The organism is Parendozoicomonas sp. 209JJ7-1, assembly GCF_058147085.1.
On record NZ_JBYVJU010000014.1, the window covers coordinates 1 to 16,064 of the forward strand.

The 16,064-nt window shown below is 50.6% G+C and carries 21 protein-coding genes; 5 read left to right on the forward strand and 16 right to left on the reverse strand.

Annotation, left to right across the window (positions count from 1 at the left end):
• From ACY2RQ_RS14160 to ACY2RQ_RS14235, 16 genes are all read right to left on the reverse strand, one after another.
• The coding region (locus ACY2RQ_RS14160; protein WP_490113635.1) for a hypothetical protein at positions 1–376 on the reverse strand (376 nt) is incomplete at its 3' end.
• Positions 377–457: 81 nt separating this feature from the next.
• Positions 458–1,963, reverse strand: coding sequence for a DUF6531 domain-containing protein (locus tag ACY2RQ_RS14165; RefSeq protein WP_490113636.1), 1,506 nt, complete (start codon positions 1,961–1,963; stop codon positions 458–460).
• A gap of 533 nt (positions 1,964–2,496) precedes the next feature.
• Positions 2,497–3,138: a phage head morphogenesis protein gene (locus ACY2RQ_RS14170; protein WP_490113637.1), complete on the reverse strand. Its 642-nt coding sequence runs from the start codon at positions 3,136–3,138 to the stop codon at positions 2,497–2,499.
• Positions 3,139–3,151: 13 nt separating this feature from the next.
• Complete coding sequence (locus ACY2RQ_RS14175) at positions 3,152–4,645, reverse strand: DUF935 domain-containing protein (protein ID WP_490113638.1); 1,494 nt, start codon at positions 4,643–4,645, stop codon at positions 3,152–3,154.
• Positions 4,646–4,647: 2 nt separating this feature from the next.
• Complete coding sequence (gene terL / locus ACY2RQ_RS14180; protein WP_490113639.1) at positions 4,648–6,036, reverse strand: phage terminase large subunit; 1,389 nt, start codon at positions 6,034–6,036, stop codon at positions 4,648–4,650.
• Positions 6,036–6,494: an RNA polymerase sigma factor gene (locus ACY2RQ_RS14185; protein ID WP_490113640.1), complete on the reverse strand. Its 459-nt coding sequence runs from the start codon at positions 6,492–6,494 to the stop codon at positions 6,036–6,038. Before ACY2RQ_RS14185 ends, terL begins: the two co-directional genes overlap by 1 nt.
• On the reverse strand, positions 6,491–7,747 hold the full coding sequence (locus ACY2RQ_RS14190) for a DNA modification methylase (protein ID WP_490113641.1): 1,257 nt from the start codon (positions 7,745–7,747) through the stop codon (positions 6,491–6,493). Before ACY2RQ_RS14190 ends, ACY2RQ_RS14185 begins: the two co-directional genes overlap by 4 nt.
• Before the next feature lie 29 nt (positions 7,748–7,776).
• Positions 7,777–7,995: a hypothetical protein gene (locus ACY2RQ_RS14195; protein ID WP_490113642.1), complete on the reverse strand. Its 219-nt coding sequence runs from the start codon at positions 7,993–7,995 to the stop codon at positions 7,777–7,779.
• Entirely contained in the window at positions 7,992–8,294 is a 303-nt protein-coding gene (locus tag ACY2RQ_RS14200; protein ID WP_490113643.1) for a hypothetical protein, read from the reverse strand. Before ACY2RQ_RS14200 ends, ACY2RQ_RS14195 begins: the two co-directional genes overlap by 4 nt.
• A complete protein-coding gene (locus ACY2RQ_RS14205) occupies positions 8,291–8,779 on the reverse strand; it encodes a hypothetical protein (protein WP_490113644.1) in 489 nt (162 codons plus the stop codon). Before ACY2RQ_RS14205 ends, ACY2RQ_RS14200 begins: the two co-directional genes overlap by 4 nt.
• A complete protein-coding gene (locus ACY2RQ_RS14210; RefSeq protein ID WP_490113645.1) occupies positions 8,776–9,225 on the reverse strand; it encodes a structural protein in 450 nt (149 codons plus the stop codon). The genes ACY2RQ_RS14205 and ACY2RQ_RS14210 overlap by 4 nt, the downstream gene beginning before the upstream one ends.
• On the reverse strand, positions 9,191–9,469 hold the full coding sequence (locus tag ACY2RQ_RS14215; protein WP_490113646.1) for a hypothetical protein: 279 nt from the start codon (positions 9,467–9,469) through the stop codon (positions 9,191–9,193). Before ACY2RQ_RS14215 ends, ACY2RQ_RS14210 begins: the two co-directional genes overlap by 35 nt.
• On the reverse strand, positions 9,447–9,899 hold the full coding sequence (locus ACY2RQ_RS14220) for a Mor transcription activator family protein (RefSeq protein WP_490113647.1): 453 nt from the start codon (positions 9,897–9,899) through the stop codon (positions 9,447–9,449). The genes ACY2RQ_RS14215 and ACY2RQ_RS14220 overlap by 23 nt, the downstream gene beginning before the upstream one ends.
• Entirely contained in the window at positions 9,899–10,111 is a 213-nt protein-coding gene (locus tag ACY2RQ_RS14225) for a hypothetical protein (protein WP_490113648.1), read from the reverse strand. Before ACY2RQ_RS14225 ends, ACY2RQ_RS14220 begins: the two co-directional genes overlap by 1 nt.
• 213 nt (positions 10,112–10,324) lie before the next feature.
• A complete protein-coding gene (locus ACY2RQ_RS14230; RefSeq protein ID WP_490113649.1) occupies positions 10,325–10,762 on the reverse strand; it encodes a hypothetical protein in 438 nt (145 codons plus the stop codon).
• Positions 10,713–11,525: a hypothetical protein gene (locus tag ACY2RQ_RS14235; protein WP_490113650.1), complete on the reverse strand. Its 813-nt coding sequence runs from the start codon at positions 11,523–11,525 to the stop codon at positions 10,713–10,715. Before ACY2RQ_RS14235 ends, ACY2RQ_RS14230 begins: the two co-directional genes overlap by 50 nt.
• 223 nt (positions 11,526–11,748) lie before the next feature.
• Here ACY2RQ_RS14235 and ACY2RQ_RS14240 point away from each other — a divergent pair, with 223 nt between their 5' ends.
• The 5 genes from ACY2RQ_RS14240 to ACY2RQ_RS14260 all read left to right on the forward strand — a co-directional run bounded on the left by ACY2RQ_RS14240 (position 11,749) and on the right by ACY2RQ_RS14260 (position 15,854).
• The gene (locus ACY2RQ_RS14240) at positions 11,749–12,435 is read left to right on the forward strand and encodes a helix-turn-helix domain-containing protein (protein WP_490113651.1); all 687 of its coding nucleotides are present in this window, start codon (positions 11,749–11,751) and stop codon (positions 12,433–12,435) included.
• A gap of 148 nt (positions 12,436–12,583) precedes the next feature.
• Positions 12,584–13,540: a PD-(D/E)XK nuclease-like domain-containing protein gene (locus ACY2RQ_RS14245; protein WP_490113652.1), complete on the forward strand. Its 957-nt coding sequence runs from the start codon at positions 12,584–12,586 to the stop codon at positions 13,538–13,540.
• Between the two features lies 1 nt (position 13,541).
• Positions 13,542–14,384, forward strand: coding sequence for a recombinase RecT (locus tag ACY2RQ_RS14250; RefSeq protein ID WP_490113653.1), 843 nt, complete (start codon positions 13,542–13,544; stop codon positions 14,382–14,384).
• Between the two features lie 10 nt (positions 14,385–14,394).
• Complete coding sequence (gene xisR / locus ACY2RQ_RS14255; RefSeq protein WP_490113654.1) at positions 14,395–14,589, forward strand: excisionase family protein; 195 nt, start codon at positions 14,395–14,397, stop codon at positions 14,587–14,589.
• Positions 14,590–14,600: 11 nt separating this feature from the next.
• A complete protein-coding gene (locus ACY2RQ_RS14260) occupies positions 14,601–15,854 on the forward strand; it encodes a tyrosine-type recombinase/integrase (protein WP_490113655.1) in 1,254 nt (417 codons plus the stop codon).
• Positions 15,855–16,064: the final 210 nt, after the last annotated feature.

Below are 16,064 nucleotides of genomic sequence, written 5' to 3' on the forward strand. Positions count from 1 at the left end.
CTGTTTTGGCATGTTCTATTTTTCCCTGTGGGCATGAATTGCCAGATCTATAAACATTTATGTAATTCCCATAAGTGTAATTGCATCTATGAGAATAATATCTCCCATTCCACCCAGTTTGCATGAGAGTGTTTTCCACTCCGTATTTTACAAGCAGAGTTTTGCAAGCCTCAGCCGGTGAGGCCTTGCCATATATTTTATATGGCGCATATATGTTCCATGTAAAAACTTCTGCTTTTAATCCGAAGGAAATAATTGATAGTGCCAAGGTGGAAAAAATGGCATATGTCACATTGTGAAATTTATGGTGTGAGGTTGGGTTTAGAAAAAGAGTGGATTTCTTTTTTTTCAGTTCTTTTTGGGAGGGGGAAGGCATATAGCTACTCCAATGTGCTCTAAAGAGGAGGGGGGAATGCGTTTTTGGTTATGTTCGACAAAAGACATAAAGGCTCATTTATTATAAGTTTGACTTGGTGCGACGGGATGTTAAAAGCCCCTTATCATCATAGGTAAACTCAATTACCCGATCTGGTTCGGTGATTTTAAGGGGCAGACGGAATTCGGAGTGCCACTCTGTGGTGATTACCCGCTCATTGGGAGTGCCCTTGGCTTCCGTTCTTTTTATCTCCAAACCGCGATTATTGTGGTCATAATCTGTCACCACACCTTCCCAGTTAGTGACCAGGTCCCGAAAGCCATTCACATCATAGGTTGTGGATTGATTGGCTGCAGCACAGTTATCAGAGCGATGCCCTTCCACACGGGTGACCTTCCGTACGCCATGAATGGTGGTGTAGTGGTAGGTTGTCTCTTTGCCCAAGGCATTGGTGACAGTGACACGAGGATCATCGGCATCATCAATATGGGTGTAGTCCAGAGTGACTTTTTCCTGGCCAGCGTGTTGTGAGGAGGTAGCCCGGCCTTGGGAATCGTAGGTCCAGGTGGCAAAGCGCTTGCCGCGCTCGTCGGTTATACCGGTGAGGGCATGGGGGAGAGAGGTGTTGCCTTCGATATGCTCCGGTTCGTTGTAGTGATAGATGCGCTGTTTTTTGGTTGGTAATGTTACTGACGTAATTTTGTGATCATCATTGTAAACATAGAGATATTGATTATTGTCTGGATCAATAAATTTGGAAACGCGTTTTTTTTCGTCGTATGAGAAGTGGAGACTATTACCTAAGTGGTCAGTAACACGATCAAGCGTTAGATCGTTATCATCACCTCCCTGCTGGCGGCTTGCATCATGAGTTAGGGTTATACTCTGCCCTTGACTGTTAGTTATGGATATTAATCGTCCTTTGCTGTTATATCTTTCCTTGATGTTGTCCTCTGTTGTCACAAGCCATCCGTTAGAGAAGCGTTCAAGTGATATTTTAACGTCAGGATCTGTAATCCATACACCGTCTTTCAGCTTAAAAATAAAGCGTTTTCCATCTTTTCTGGAAACTTTTACCGAAGTCTTTGACTGACTAAAAAACCAGACAAATTGCCTGTATGTATCAAGCCAATGATTTTGTTGAGTGTTATAGTAGCGGGTGAATTCAAGATTGGTTGTCGGGTTCTTGTAGTCTGTCTCATAATGAAACTTATTACCCGTCGTTAATGTGATTGGATTGCCCGCTGTGCATCGATTCTTGCCGTAATTCTTTTCAATAGATATTTTTCGACACAGTCCTGTTTTGTCTGGATAATTATCTGTAGCGCATCCACGCCCTTTATAGATAGCAAGCCAGCGAAAGTGACCTCCGTCCCAGTATCTCGTTCCTTCTAAATAATATATTGGAAGAACGCCGTTACATCGCACATAGCGAGGGTGTTTCCATGCTGATTGTATTTTTTCTTTGGCCCTACTACATGCCCTGGAAGCTTCATTTTCGCTCCCGTATTCGTACGTTGGAATAGCCTGCGTCGGAACTGAAAAGAGCATGAGTATAAATAAGCCTAGCGCTTGATATGGATTCATAAATTATTTTTTATTCGTTTATTATCTGTGATGACATAGCTTGCTTATAATAAGGAATTACTTGTATCTGATTAATGCTGACAATGGGAGTAGTTTCATGACGTTTTATGGGGCTGGTTTGGTCTGACGGGGCGTTAACGACCCCTTGTCATCATATGTAGACTTAGTCATCCAGTCAGTTTTTGTTTGTTTTGAGAGTCTAGTGTCACTTGGAGAGGGCCAATATGTGGTGGTTATCCACAGATTGAGCCCCGGCTATATCTGGGGTATAGGCGCATGATCTTAGGGATTCGGGGCTTGTAATTGACAATTCTCTTGGAAGTATATGCGTATTTTCTTTTTTGCACGCTACCGCCTCCTCCTCCCTATTGGTCCGTATGTGCTTAGTGCGATAGGGGAATTAGAAGGATCTTGTAATGCGTGTTTATTCAAACATACTTTTTTTACGGATATAAGTCACAACTCATAATTTACTTTTCGTTCTTGTGATGTGTAGTAACTTAGATATTTGGTAGTTTCTATAGAAAGGTGGGCTATCTAATTTGTGTTGTTATTGAGAGATGCAACCCTGCTTTTAGCTCTTTTTTATCCAGCTGCACCACCCCACATCGGCAATTAAATCCATTAGGTGGAAAGTGCTTCTCCCAAAACGGGTCATCTACCGGAATCATCTTGCCATTCCACTGTAAATGCTCTGATCGCACCCGGTCATCATCCACCGCGTCATACATTAGATAAGGAGCTGTGTGTTTATTTACCTGAATCTGCTGCCAGGTACCTGCTGCATAGGCATGCTGAATATTCGTACGAAATATGGTCTGTAGCCGTGAGGCAGAGCCTAGCTGTGCGTTCACTATTTTCCCTGTAGCTGGGTCAACAACATCCTTTTTTCCCCACCAGCCTGCTTTCTGTAGCGTTGGAATCAACTGTCCTCTGAACTCCTCCAGCGTAGAGCCATCGGTAATAGCCTGCTGTACCTTAACCTGAATAAACCGCAATAAGTCAGTGTCCATCATCTTAGCTACGGTGAATGCTTTAGCGTGCTCCTCGGCAATCATCTCCTGCCACGCAAAGGTGGGGCGAAGGCCTTTAGCGATAAAGTGTTTAATGGCCTGTAGAGGAGCCAGATCAAAGACGACACTGGCTTCAAAGAAGTTATAGATGCGGATTGCCACAGCGCTTTGCTCCTCAGTCCCGTTGTCCGCGAAGCAGTCCCATCAAGCGGCCTACAAAGTTAGCTTTCTGGAATGACTCCACTGTATGGGGTTTAAGCGGCTCTTCTAGCTCCAAAAACTGCTGCACCTTCTCTTCAAACAGAGCGAGGGATTCGGTTTTATCGAGTTCTTCCAGCAGCTGCCTGACCCGGTCACCATAGAGTTCATCATATTTTGTGGATAAGTATTCTGAGGCATCTGCCAGACTTTGCTGGTCGGCTCTTAGGGCTGCTCGTTTTTGGGTAAGCGGTGTGATCTCTGAAAACTCTTTTGGCAGCGGTGGTGCGCCCTGGCCAGAAGGAGGGAGTGGCGCTGCTTCTTTCTTCTTCCAGCCTTCGCCGTAGGTGTTGAGGATGTACTCTTCTGTGGGTTCATACCCTAACAGAGAAATTCTGTTATCCCGCTCAGCCCTCTCCATCAGGTCTTCTTCCGGCTCGGTTTTGCGCCAGACCTTGGGTGGGTTGGCTTCAGGGAAGTTCCACTCGGTTAGCCAGGTGATGACTTGTTTGTTGAATGACTCACACAGCAGGTCGGCATCCGCCTTAATCACATGCTCTTTCACCTGCTGGTGTACCTGTGCCTGACTGAGGCTGCTGCCATCATCGGTGGTCATGGTCTGGCTCAGGACGATTTTACTAATTGCAGCATCCATACGGTCACAGAGAGCATCGTAATCCGCTGTACCTGAGCGTGCGGCTTCCAGCAGTTCTATCAGAACATTGTCGGGTATCACCAGCCCGCTATCCTGTTGTATGGCGCTCAGGGCCTGCAGGGCTTTGTCCCGCTCTTTGGGGTCGTCAGCTTGTCCGGCGGGGAGTTTGGCGACAGCGGTGGGGGAACCGAATTTTTCCAGAAATACCAGCCAGAACTTGATGCCATTGCGTTTAAAGAAGGCGGGCCAGTAGAGATAGTGCGCCAGCCCCAGACCATAAGGGTTGTCGGCATGATCCTGCCCGGTGGCAAAGACCCAGAACTTTCTTTTGGGCAGCAGTATGCCATTGGGCTTGTTCTGGGCAATTAGACGCAGGTTAAATTTCAGGTCAAACACAAACCGGGAGCGCTCCCGTACCTTGATGGTATCCAGCACTATGCGGCTGCCGTCGGTGGCCCATAGGCATTCGGCCACGCCATAACCGAAGAACACGCTGTAGAGCATCTTGTCGGTGATATCGTCGAAGGAGATATGTTCCAGCTGCTCCTTAATAAAAGCAGCGGCCTGTTTATCCACAGCCGATTCACTGGCGGGCTCCACATCCCATTCGCAGGAGGTGACTGCCAGCCTGCGCTGCTGGAAGGTGCTTTTTACCTGATCATCCCGCAGGATCTCGTTGTAGATGCGCAGGTCTCTTCCGCGCTGGTTCAGTACCGAGTCGGGGTTCTCCAGCAGCATGGCGCTGTAGGCTTGTGCCATTTGGATGCCGTGGTCGGCTTTGGCAATCTCCCTGAAGGTGGGTTTGTTTTTATCCATGTTCAGTATCCTCTGAAATCTGCGGGGCCTTTCACTACGCCATAGGCCTGGTCATCCCTGATTTGTTGTTTGGTGTCTTGCATCTCATAGGCGACAGCACCGACGCGCTTCTGTCCGGTGGCGGCATAATTGAAGCTGGCTTGGTGGGCGTGTGCCCAGGAGAGAAACTGGCTGGTGCTATCGACCTGGTCGTCGTGGGGAGCAAGGGGGAATATGGTCAGTTCCAGCTCATAATCCAGCAGCCAGGGGGCGGATTCCGGTAGATACACCATGCCTGCTTCAAACAGGCTGGAGACAGCAATAAGCCGGTCAACTTTGTTTACACCTTTCGGGTCGATGGGAATAACCGGGCATACCAGTTTAGGACCGTTCTGCTGAACACCTTCCCGCAGTTCCTGAATCAGTGACTGTCCGCTGCCTTTGTCTTCTATCAGCACCGCCTGTGGTTGCCATGCTGTGTAGAGGCTGGTGACGGCTCGTTTCAGGGCCGGGTACTCCATTCGTTCCCGGAACACATCTAGCAGATACCAGCCGCGCCGGGTTTCGCCCCATGTGGTGCAAACCGATGGGTCGTGTATCTGCTCAGGTTTGTAGGCTGTATCCCAGCTCTGCACGATGCGGAGAAACTCCACGGGCAGGGTGTTGTAGCGCTGGAACCACTGGGCTTTGATCAGGCCACCTTCCGGTGTGGCATTCCAGTCACCCATTAGCCACGCCTGCACCAGCCAGGGTGGGCCGGACTTCTTCAGGCGGTTACGGTATTTCGGATCGTTCCTGAGCAGCAGCGGGTTATCTTCCAACCGGCTGGGGATATAGATACGGAGATCGCCACTGGCATCATCCTCTACCGGACACATGCCTTGTGGAGCTGGGTCGATATAGCGCTTCTTCAACCATTCATGGCCGGGGCCGCCGGGGTTGGCGGAGATATTAAAGGTGCTGGGAATACCATAAGGGTTACGCAGGGTGGCCTGCAGTTTATCGATAGGGGCGGAGTCGGGAAAATTGCCCCCTTCATCAATATATAAGTCGGTGTAGGAGTGCCCCTGGTACTTGCCCGCATCAGCATCCCTTTGAAGAGAGCGCAGTCGCAGGTTGGCTCCACCGGGCATCACCCAGGTGGATTTCTGGGTTTTAAACACGGCACCTGTCGGCTCAAACAGTTCGAAGCTGCGGGCAATCACTTCATCCAGCTCCGGCATACTGCGACGGATAAACAAACCCTTGCAGTGGGGGCCGTAGGTCTGGGAGCGCTTCAGCCATTTGCCGAGAAAGCCGTCGGTTTTGCCGCCGCCTCGGGCACCGCCGTAGAGAATATCCTCGAATGGGCATTGCAGCAGGGAGGTCTGCGGGCCGGGCTGGGGTGACCAGGTAACGGGAGCCGATGACATTAATCATCTTGTGGCGGATGGCCAGAGCCGTATTGAGATAACCACTCTTCGGGGGAAAGGGTGGCGGGCAGCAGATAAATACCTGAACCGGCTTCGGTCTCGCCGGTTGGGTCGGTAGGGGCGATTTTGCTGGGAGAGTAAAGCCCGGCCAGTTTGGCCCGGTGATCCATCACCTTCAGGATTTTATCCACAGACTGCGGGTTGCCACGCATGGCATCACTCCAGAGTGCCCGCTGTAAATTGTCGAGCCGGTCCAGTTCCAGTGAGCGCAGATGACGGGTGCTTTCGCCGAGTTTTTCTTCCAGCTCCTGCAGGGCGCGGGTGACATAACGATGGGCCGCTGACTTGGAAATCCCCAGCTGGGACGCTATCTCCCGGTAGGACAGTCCGGCCCGTCGGTATTGCACCGATTCCAGGGCTTTTTGCTTGGCATTGAGCTGCTGCTGGGAACGGCTCATGTCCCACCTCTATATGTCCCGGCTTTATCTCTATCCTGAAAGCTCTCTCTGGTCTCGCTATGGATGGCCTGTTCGCCGGTAAACTCCTGCCAGCGCCGAATAATGACATCACAGTATTTCGGATCAATCTCCATAGTGCAGCACCGGCGCTGATACTTATGGCTGGTGATGAGTGTGCTCCCGGAGCCACCGCAGAAATCCACCACCAGATCACCGGTTTTGCTGCTGTTGCGAATCATCTGCTCGATTAAAGCGATCGGTTTCATAGTGGGGTGTTCCCGGCTGGCGCTGGGTTTGTCGGCATGAATCACAGTCTTTTTGTCCCGCTCGCCATACCAGCAGTGAGCGGCTCCGGGCTTCCAGCCATAGAGAATGGGTTCGTGCTGCCAGTGGTAATCCTGCCTGCCCATAACCGAGGTGTTTTTTACCCAAACCAGGCATTGCTTCAGTTCAAAGCCTGCGGCTTTCAGGCTCTGGCGAAAATTCAGCCCTTCGGTATCGGCATGGGCTACATAGATAGGGCCGCCGGGTTTGAGTACTTCACAAAGGCGGGAAAAATACGCCAGCAGAAACAGGTAAAACTGTTCGTCGCCCATACTGTCGTTGTTGATGGTCAGGGCATCACTGGTCTTGCCTTCATAGCTGACGTTATAGGGCGGGTCGGTCCAGCACATATCGGCTTGCTGGTTATCCATTAAAAGGCTGACGTCTTCTTTGCTGGTGCCATCGCCGCACATCAGTCGATGATCGCCGAGCTGCCAGATATCACCGGGCTGGGTAACAGATGAATCCTGTGGGCCTGATACGATATTTTCATCACCCAAACCTTCTGCGACGGTATTGAGCGCATCTTGTGACGTCAGGTTATCCAGCAGAGCTGCGAAATCCTGGTCATCTACATCAAGGGAGAGAATCAGTTCATCCAGCATTTTCCGGTCGGTAGTGGCCAGTGCGGAGATTGGGTCGAGAGTGGCGAGGGCCTTCTGTTCTTCTTCCTCACTCAGCTCCACATAGAGTACCGGTACATCGTCTTCCCCTTCGCTCTGGGCCAGCTCGACCCGAAGATGCCCATCTACCAGATGACCGGTGGTTTTATTAACAATGACTTGTTGTATCCAGCCAATTTCATTCAATGCACCTTTCAATGCAGCTTGTTGGGTTTTGGGGTGCTTGCGCCAGTTAAAGGGATTGGCCAGTAACTGGTCGGGGCTTTCGGTGCCTTGCCCAATAATCCTGTCTTGCCAGTGTCCCATGGTCGCGTCCTTGCTCGGTTAGGAGTGGATCAGTGCAGCGTTGTATTGGCACTGCGACTGAACAGCCGGTCGAGCTCTTTGTCCTGTTTGCCGCTGCGCCACTCTTCCACACGGTTATGCCAGGCTGACTCACACTCAAAGCAACGGTATTTGTAGTAGGCAAACTCTTCGTGGGTGAGGGGCTTGCGGCACTCCAGACATTTCATACTGTGGTGGTTGTGAGTGTGGTGAGCGTGATTGCTGTTCAAGGTTCGAGTCTCCAATATCTGCGGCGGGCGAGTTGCTGGTGGCCGTAGGTGCTGTGGGCAGTGCGAATCACATCGAGCGCTTTTTGTGGCTGGCCGGATTCGAGATAACTGATGGCGGCATCCATCGTCCCCAGCAGGCAGCCGATATCAAAATCCAGTACATAGGCCAGTTCAGCCAGATCCTGCTTCTTGTATTTCGCGGCGAGCTTTTCGGCTTTCTGCTCACAGGAGAGCTTGTCTGAGGAGCGCTTGTTTGTGGATAAGGTGTCGATAAGCAGGGAGTCGTCGTGTTTATTCACAGGCTACCCCCTTTGGCTTTCAGGGCATGAATCACATAGGGCGCAATATTCTTCACTGCTCGTTCACCAAACAGAAAGCCAAGCACCAACAGGTTGATAGCGATCAGCGCAGACTGTTGCTGGGTATTCAGCGTCCACTCGGAGAACCACTTCCAGTCCAGATAGAGGGTGAAAAAGCCCCAGACCGGACGCTGGCAACCACGGGCAAAAATCAGCAGATGGCCAATGACCGGAATGGCTTTCAGGTCACCGGCAGTGCCTTCAAGGCTTTTAATACGTTCAGTCAGGGCCTGTTCCGCTGCCAGAGAGTGCTGGTGGGCCTGGTTTTTCCGCTGCGACACGATTTGTTCCAGCTTCAGGCGCAGGTTTTCCCGTTTTTCCTCGGACATATCCGGAGGAAAGTAGTCGGTCACCGCCTGGTAGATCACCTGTGGTAATCCTGCTGTCAGGGTGTTGGTAACCTTACCCAGCCACTCCCCAATCATGAGAGTTGCTCCTTCACACTGAAGGGCACGCCATCCCGTTCCCAGCGAATCCCCAGGTCGATTAGTTCATCGCTGTAAGGTTGGCAGCCCAGCTCGTGGTGGATAATGCTTTTCACCAGTCCTTTCATCACCGGTTCAATGCCACCGGGGAAGGGTGTGTCTGGTGACAGGCCGGTAAAGCCTGAGACCGCCTGAACATACGACTCAGTATTGTTTTCTGAAGGGGGAGCCCAGCGGTTGATAATCACCCGTACAGAATTGAGGCGGTGTTTAAGATGATAAGTCCGCAGGGTGCGGGCCATGGCCCGAATGCCGAATTCCGGTGAGATGAAATGGCAGAAGCTTTTATCGGGCTGTTGCTCAGACAACCCCTGCCACTGTTCTCCATGGCGGATATTGCCGGGATTATGATTACGGTATCCGCGAATCAGTGCGACCAGACTCATGCTTCCATTCCCTCGCGTCTGTCTTGATCTCAATCGACAGCCATGACTCGTACAGCTTGACTCCGGCCACCAGCAAGCTGGCGATCACCGCGACTGTGGCTCCGATAGTGAACAGCTTTCTGACTTCTATCCGCAGGCTGCTGACGTCCCTGTGCAACTGCTCTCCGGATTGTTTGATATCACCGATATTGGTGGAGATGTTTTCAACCTGTGTCTGTAGCTCAGTGACACTGTTCTCCAGCATATTCACCCGGGGCGGGGTGGTTTCCAGTGTCGCGATGCGGTGCTGCATTACCGCTATGTCCTGCTCCACATCGCGAATGCGCTCGTCCATAGCGCCTCCTGTTTCGCGGTTGTCCCTGACAGATCTTGCGAACTGTGCGGGCACCCAGACCATAACGGCTGGCAATTTCACCGGACGGAGCGCCGTTGATATGGTCTTCAATAATGGCGTTGTTGCGGGCAATCATTGCCAGGGTGGTGGGAATGTAGATCTGCATACCGCCGAAGGCTGCGGATAACTGTGCAGCGGCTTCCTCGCCCACGCAGGCCAGAATCTCGGAATCAGGCGACATGGTTCTGGGAATATAAATCCGGCGTGCACCGAATCGTTGTTCCAGCAGTGTCGCCTTGTCCCGGCCAATGGCTTGAATAATATCCGCTTCCGTTTTCATCAGGCGTTAAGCCACCATGTTGAAACCGCATGATCGGAGATTGTGCAAGATCTTGTTTCGCCTTCCTGAACCTGTTTCTCATTTCCCATCTGCTCAAGAGACAAGGCCGTTTGATAACGGGATAATCCGGTTTCTATTGAGATTTCGGGTACTGTGAGTCCGTTCTGTTTTTGAAGAGCTTCTTTGATTTTTTGAAAAGTATTGAGGCTCATGCAGCGCGTCCCTGTGCGTTCACTCCTGATGTGAGTTCTATTTTTCACACTAATACGCTATGCCTCCCCTTGTCAAAGTATGACGATAAAAAATATTGTTATTGCGTAAATTGTGATTCGTTATAACGAATTTAACAAGCGAGAACTCTTGTGAGAGATGCAATGAAGTTCCCATTTTTGAAGAAAACAACCAGTAGGAATAAGGTCTTGCCGTTAAAGGGTTTTGTTATTGTCGTCTAATAATTGCTTCAGGTTGTCGAGGGCTTCCTGAGCTGTTTTGAGTTTGCGTTCTCGTTGTTGCTTGTTCAGGTTCATCACAGGCTTGGATTTGTAGGGTAGATGGGCGGGTATTCTGTTCTCGGGTTTCGATAATCTCAGGAACAACGCAATACTGGGAGGCTGCTCCACTTTGTTGCGGCAGGTCTCAATGGTCTGGCCAATCTGCTGCGGCGTAAGCCGGGCCTGCATCAGGGCCTCGGCCCATTCGTGCTTTGCCAGTTTTAATGACTCTTCCGTCTTGCAACGACTGGTCCAGAGGTGGCCGTAGATAATTCCCATCCGTGCATAGAGGCGTTCAGCGTAGCGGTAATACAGGCTGTAATCAGAATCGCATTTGGTCTTCTCGAATGATGCGGGCAATGTCTTGCTCATGGAGGCTTGTCCCTGATGGTTTTTGATTCCGTTGGCGGCGTTCGGTTTCCCATTTGTTCTGGTTTTTCATGCCATTGCGCCAGGCGGCCTTCCAGTCGACATAGGTGAAACCTTTGGCTTGCATGCTGTCGGCCCATGTTTCGGTGGCCTGCTCAATGGGAAGAATGAAACTCGTATTTTGCTGATACCAGCGGTGCATATCTTCGCTAAGGGAAAAATCCTTAGGGTAGGGGCATTTGTTTTTTCTCTTTTCTCTCTTTTTATTAAATTCTTTATTTCCCTTATATAAGAGAGAGCCTGTTTTTGTTGATTTCATCCCGCTATCGGGACGAATCGTTTCAGGTTCGGGATGACTCGTCCCGATTCCGGGATGGTGCGTCCCATTTTCGGGACGTTCTTTGTTTTGATGTGTAGATGTTTCCGTCCCGAAATCGGGACGTTTTTTCCCACTATCGGGACGATCCGTCCCTGATACGGGATGGGTATTCTCCCAAGCATGCTCTAGAGCAATTTTGAAATGTCGAATGCTTGAAGAGTGATGTTCTCGCGATATTGATATGAGTAATTTCTTATTTAGCAGTTGCTGTAGTAACCGGTGAGCGGCGGACTTTGACATAGCCCACATTTTTCCAAATGAGGATGCACTGCCACTGCAAACACAATCAGTGTTTGCGGCTTTCACCATGCACAGTAAAGCCAGTCGTTCCTGCACGGTGAGGTTTTGTTTTTGTGCAATAGTCCAGAAAACGGGATCAACATCCATATTTCTTCGGGTATCGTTTTGCAGTTTTTCAATAAAGGATATACGGTAATATTTATGCTGCTGATTTGGTTTTACGAATTATTTAGATAAACAGCGGAGCAATGGTGTTATGGTATTGCTCCTGAACAAATAATGATCAGTGCAGCTAACAAGTAAATGCAGGTGACGCCTAAGGCGCACCTGATTTAGGCGTTAGACATGGAAATAATAAAAGGCAATGGGAATGGAAGGATTAGGGGCTCGCATAAAGCAGGCTCGCGGTGAGCGGAATATGTCCCAGAAAGAGCTGGCGGCAAGTATCCCCACCTCACAGTCGACCATTAATGATCTGGAATCCGGCAAGAACAAAAGCACTCGTTATTTACTGACAATTGCAGATATTCTCAATGTTGATGCCCGTTGGCTTGAGCGTGGTGTGGGCTCTATCAGTGGTGAAGGCGTCACTATTATTCATCAGGGCGCACCTCTTCCGCTGTATAGCTGGTCTACCCTGACCAGTCTTGCCAATGACCCAGACTTTGAACCTCCAATGATCGATATGATTCATCGCTGCCCGGTGGATCATTCCGAGCGTTCTTTCTGTGTGCATGTGAATGCCATGCAGGCCACGGCCCGCATCCAGGAAGATGAAGTGATTTATGTAGACCCCCGCTGTGAATATATCGACGGCTGTTTTGCGCTCTGCCTGTACGGCAATGTGCTGATGCTGCGACAGTTGATCTCTGATGGGGTGACCACCTATATCAAGACCACCAATGAGAATGTACCGGCGGATCGTCGTCTGGTGCCTGTATCACTTACCGCGACGGAAGAGTGCAGTATCAGCCTGCCTTGTTCCGAGAACGATGACACCCTGGATAAAGTGACTTTGTTTGGCATGGTGATTTTCCGGGGAGAGATTTACCGCTAACCCGGATATTCCCAAGCAGTAAAGACAGATCCTGACAGCTGCCCAGACCGAGCCGCTGTCTTTTTTTGACCCTGTTGTACGCAATAACGGTCATAGGTTACGCATTTGCGAACAATGCGCTGACCAATGATGAATTGAGGAGACAACTATGGCGTCACAACTGCCTGACACTGCCCATCCAGTCGTTCTGGATACCGGGATTTACGACAACCTGCCGGAAGAACACTATCACGCTGATCCGTCGGCCTCTTCCACTGTTCTAAAGGAGATGCGTCGCTCCCCCAAACATTGCCAGGCCCGCTGGATTGGGGAGCGAGGTAAAACAACACGCACACTCACTTTGGGCCGCCTTCTTCATGCTTGTGTACTGGAGCCTGATCGGTTTCAGAAAGTCTTCGCTCCACCGCTGAACAAGAGTGAATACCCTGATGCTCTGGATAAAGCAGAGGATTATAAATCCTGCTGCGAAACCCTTGGCCTTCCGGTATCAGGCACTAAGGCGGTACTGAAGAAAAGGATTCAGGAGACTGCCGGTGATGTGCAGTTCTGGGATGACCTTGTCGAAGCGCATGCTGCCGGAAAGCAACTGATCTCAGAGACTGACTGGGAGATTTGTCAGGGGGTTATGGCTTCGGTCGCCGATCACAGCAAGGCGCGAAAGGTATTTACCGGCGGCGTGTCTGAACGCTCCATCGTCTGGGATGACAACAATACCGGCGAACGTTGCCGTGCCCGACTGGATTATTATCGAGAAGATCTGGGCGTGGTCTTTGACCTGAAAACCACCACCGATGCCCGCCTCGATGCCTTCCAGAGAGATATCTATAAATACGGCTACCATATCAGTGCGGCTATGTATCTGGCCGGATGTCGTGCAGCAGGACTGAAGGCCACATCATTTGCCTGGCTAGCGATAGAGAAAGAACCGCCTTATGCCATCGGCCTCTATGTGGCCAGCCCTGTGATGCTACAGGCCGGACTGGAAGCCTACACCGAATATCTCACCACTTTTGCCGAATGCCGCAACAACGATCTCTGGCCTTCCTATTCTGATGACTTTGTCACCGTAGAACTCCCCAGCTGGCTAAAGCAGAAAGGACTCTGATATGCCGCGACAGAAAACACCCTCAAAGACCGAAGACCGTCCGGAGAAACCGGATGTACGACAGGCCACTATTAAAGACCTGTTTGTCAGCAAGAAAAACACCATAGCCCAGTCGCTGCTGCAGACGCCATTAACACCGGAGCGATTGCTCTCAGTGGTAATGACCGAACTGCGCCGCACACCAAAGCTCAGAGAGTGCACTCATATGTCCATTCTTGGCTCGGTGATCCAGTCGGCGCAGTTGGGGCTGGAGCCGGGTAATGTGCTCGGCTACTGCTACCTCATCCCTTTCTATAACCGCAAAGCCCAGAAACTGGAGTGCCAGTTCATGCTCGGCTACCGGGGCATGTTGGTACTGGCCCGGCGTTCCGGCGAGATAACCAATATCGAAGCCCGGGCAGTGTATGAACAGGACGAGTTCCAGATTCAGTACGGTACTCAGGCCGCTATTCACCATAGCCCAGCCCTTTCCGGAGACGCTGGGGGAGTAATCGGCTTTTATGGGGTCGCACACTTGAAAGGTGGCGCTTCTCATATTGAATGGATGCCGCTGAAGGCCATAGAGGCTATACGGCAGCGGTCGAAGGCTGGGGAGGACGGGCCGTGGCAGACCGACTTTGACGAGATGGGCCGGAAAACGGTGATTCGTCGCATGTTCAAATACCTGCCTGTTTCGGTTGAAGCGCAGCAGGCAGCGAATCTGGATGAACAAATCGAAAGAGGAGAATCGCAGGGTAATGATGCATTGCTGAAAGACGGCGATGGCGGAGTGGTTGTTGATATGGAAAGTGGGGAAGTCCTGGGAGATGTTGCCGGGGCGGATGATTTGAACAGGGTGCTATGAGGTAAATGGCATGTTGAAATGGGTAAAATTAAAACAGTACTACGCCATCTCCGGCGATACCAAGGATGCCTTTTATCGCAAAAAGGCCAAGGGAATCTGGCGGGAAAACCGTGAGTATCGCGTAGCTGGGGACGGCGCGACCTGGATTAACCTGGAAGCGGTGAATAGCTGGGCAGAAAGGAGTCAGCCTCAGCCGCGACAATAGCGAGAACAGGTGTGGACTTATCTGAAATAAATCGCCCTCGCGGTATAGAAATTCGTCAGTTTCCGACATCAGTGACCGTCAGGGTTTTGTTTGTTTATCGCGGTGTTCGAATACGCGAAACATTCATCAATAGACCCATCCCAGTTGATGCGGGCAAGGTGGCGAGACAGCAGTTTCTTCGAGCTATCCAGAAAGATGTGAACAGTGCGATGGCATTGTTATCCCGCATTAAAGAGGATATCGCCAGAAACCATTTTGATCTGGCGGCTTACTTTCCTGAATCCATTTTCCTTCAAAAACTGGGGCTGGCCTCCCATACCAAAACTGTGGGTGAATACCTCACTAGTTTCCTGCTCCGTTCCAAATCCAAAGTGCGCTCGGTGACTTACCGCAAGTACAAGCGCCTATTTGAGAATGAATTAATTCCGCTTTGGGGAGCTATGCCGGTACGCGAACTCAATGCGGGGAGGGTGCGAGACTGGGTCTATGAAAAGAGTCTGTCCACCAGCAGAAAGACCATCTCCAATGAACTTTCACCTCTGAGACAAGCGCTTGATGATGCGGTGTTGGATGAAGCCATACAGCAGAACCCGGTCAGAAAGATTGTGCTGAATAATATTGTTGCGGTGGAATCACGCATCAGTCGCTACAAACCAGATCCTTTCTCCGCTAAAGAGCGGGAGACATTACTATCAGCGATGACTGGGCAGGTGCGGAATATCTTCCAGTTGGCTTTTTATACCGGTCTGCGAACCAGTGAACTGATTGGTCTGACCTGGGACAAGGTGGATTTTGTTAATCGTAAGTTGCTGGTGGATGAAGCCTTTGTAGATGGTAAAAGGCAGCCTCTGAAAACCGCAGGTAAAGGTGTGGCAGAGCGACAGGTTCTTCTGCTGGACCCGGCTCTTGAAGCCTTGCAAAAACAGAAGGTCCATACCTTTTTGTTAGGTGAGTATGTTTTTCACAATCCGCACCACAATAAACCCTGGCAGGGGGATGCACAGCTCAGAAAGATAGGGTGGCAGCCTGCTATCAAACGCTGCGGAGTACGCTATCGAAACCCTTATCAAACTCGCCACACTTACGCCCACATCATGATTAAGAACAATGAGAATATCTGGTGGCTAGCCAACCAGATGGGGCATACCGGCATCGAGATGATTAACCGTCATTACGGCGGCTGGTTAGAAGACTCTGTTGATGTTTATCGCCCACAAAAACTGTTCACCTTGTCTACGAATACCCGCGAAGAAGTAACGCCCTAGCCATTTCCCTAAGAGGCAAAACCTAGTTCTCGAGAGGCATTAGAAGAGGAGTGCCAGAGGCTTTCTGTGTTCCTTAAAGGGCTTGTGGGTCAAATGTGGGGTTGGTTGAAACGGTGCCAGGCGTTCTGAGGCTGTTGGGCTAGGGCGCGTAAGGCCCTGAATTACGGGTAATAAAAAAGGCTGGGAACGTTTAGAGACGTTTCCAGCCTT

What these genes read in the sequence shown, in the direction of transcription:
- ACY2RQ_RS14165 (WP_490113636.1), bottom strand. Translation starts at nt 1,963, where the DNA reads ATGAATCCATATCAAGCGCTAGGCTTATTTATACTCATGCTCTTTTCA.
- ACY2RQ_RS14175 (WP_490113638.1), bottom strand. Translation starts at nt 4,645, where the DNA reads ATGGATAAAAACAAACCCACCTTCAGGGAGATTGCCAAAGCCGACCAC.
- terL (WP_490113639.1), bottom strand. Translation starts at nt 6,036, where the DNA reads ATGTCATCGGCTCCCGTTACCTGGTCACCCCAGCCCGGCCCGCAGACC.
- ACY2RQ_RS14185 (WP_490113640.1), bottom strand. Translation starts at nt 6,494, where the DNA reads ATGAGCCGTTCCCAGCAGCAGCTCAATGCCAAGCAAAAAGCCCTGGAA.
- ACY2RQ_RS14190 (WP_490113641.1), bottom strand. Translation starts at nt 7,747, where the DNA reads ATGGGACACTGGCAAGACAGGATTATTGGGCAAGGCACCGAAAGCCCC.
- ACY2RQ_RS14205 (WP_490113644.1), bottom strand. Translation starts at nt 8,779, where the DNA reads ATGATTGGGGAGTGGCTGGGTAAGGTTACCAACACCCTGACAGCAGGA.
- ACY2RQ_RS14210 (WP_490113645.1), bottom strand. Translation starts at nt 9,225, where the DNA reads ATGAGTCTGGTCGCACTGATTCGCGGATACCGTAATCATAATCCCGGC.
- ACY2RQ_RS14215 (WP_490113646.1), bottom strand. Translation starts at nt 9,469, where the DNA reads ATGCTGGAGAACAGTGTCACTGAGCTACAGACACAGGTTGAAAACATC.
- ACY2RQ_RS14220 (WP_490113647.1), bottom strand. Translation starts at nt 9,899, where the DNA reads ATGAAAACGGAAGCGGATATTATTCAAGCCATTGGCCGGGACAAGGCG.
- ACY2RQ_RS14225 (WP_490113648.1), bottom strand. Translation starts at nt 10,111, where the DNA reads ATGAGCCTCAATACTTTTCAAAAAATCAAAGAAGCTCTTCAAAAACAG.
- ACY2RQ_RS14230 (WP_490113649.1), bottom strand. Translation starts at nt 10,762, where the DNA reads ATGAGCAAGACATTGCCCGCATCATTCGAGAAGACCAAATGCGATTCT.
- ACY2RQ_RS14235 (WP_490113650.1), bottom strand. Translation starts at nt 11,525, where the DNA reads ATGGATGTTGATCCCGTTTTCTGGACTATTGCACAAAAACAAAACCTC.
- ACY2RQ_RS14240 (WP_490113651.1), top strand. Translation starts at nt 11,749, where the DNA reads ATGGAAGGATTAGGGGCTCGCATAAAGCAGGCTCGCGGTGAGCGGAAT.
- ACY2RQ_RS14245 (WP_490113652.1), top strand. Translation starts at nt 12,584, where the DNA reads ATGGCGTCACAACTGCCTGACACTGCCCATCCAGTCGTTCTGGATACC.
- ACY2RQ_RS14250 (WP_490113653.1), top strand. Translation starts at nt 13,542, where the DNA reads ATGCCGCGACAGAAAACACCCTCAAAGACCGAAGACCGTCCGGAGAAA.
- xisR (WP_490113654.1), top strand. Translation starts at nt 14,395, where the DNA reads ATGTTGAAATGGGTAAAATTAAAACAGTACTACGCCATCTCCGGCGAT.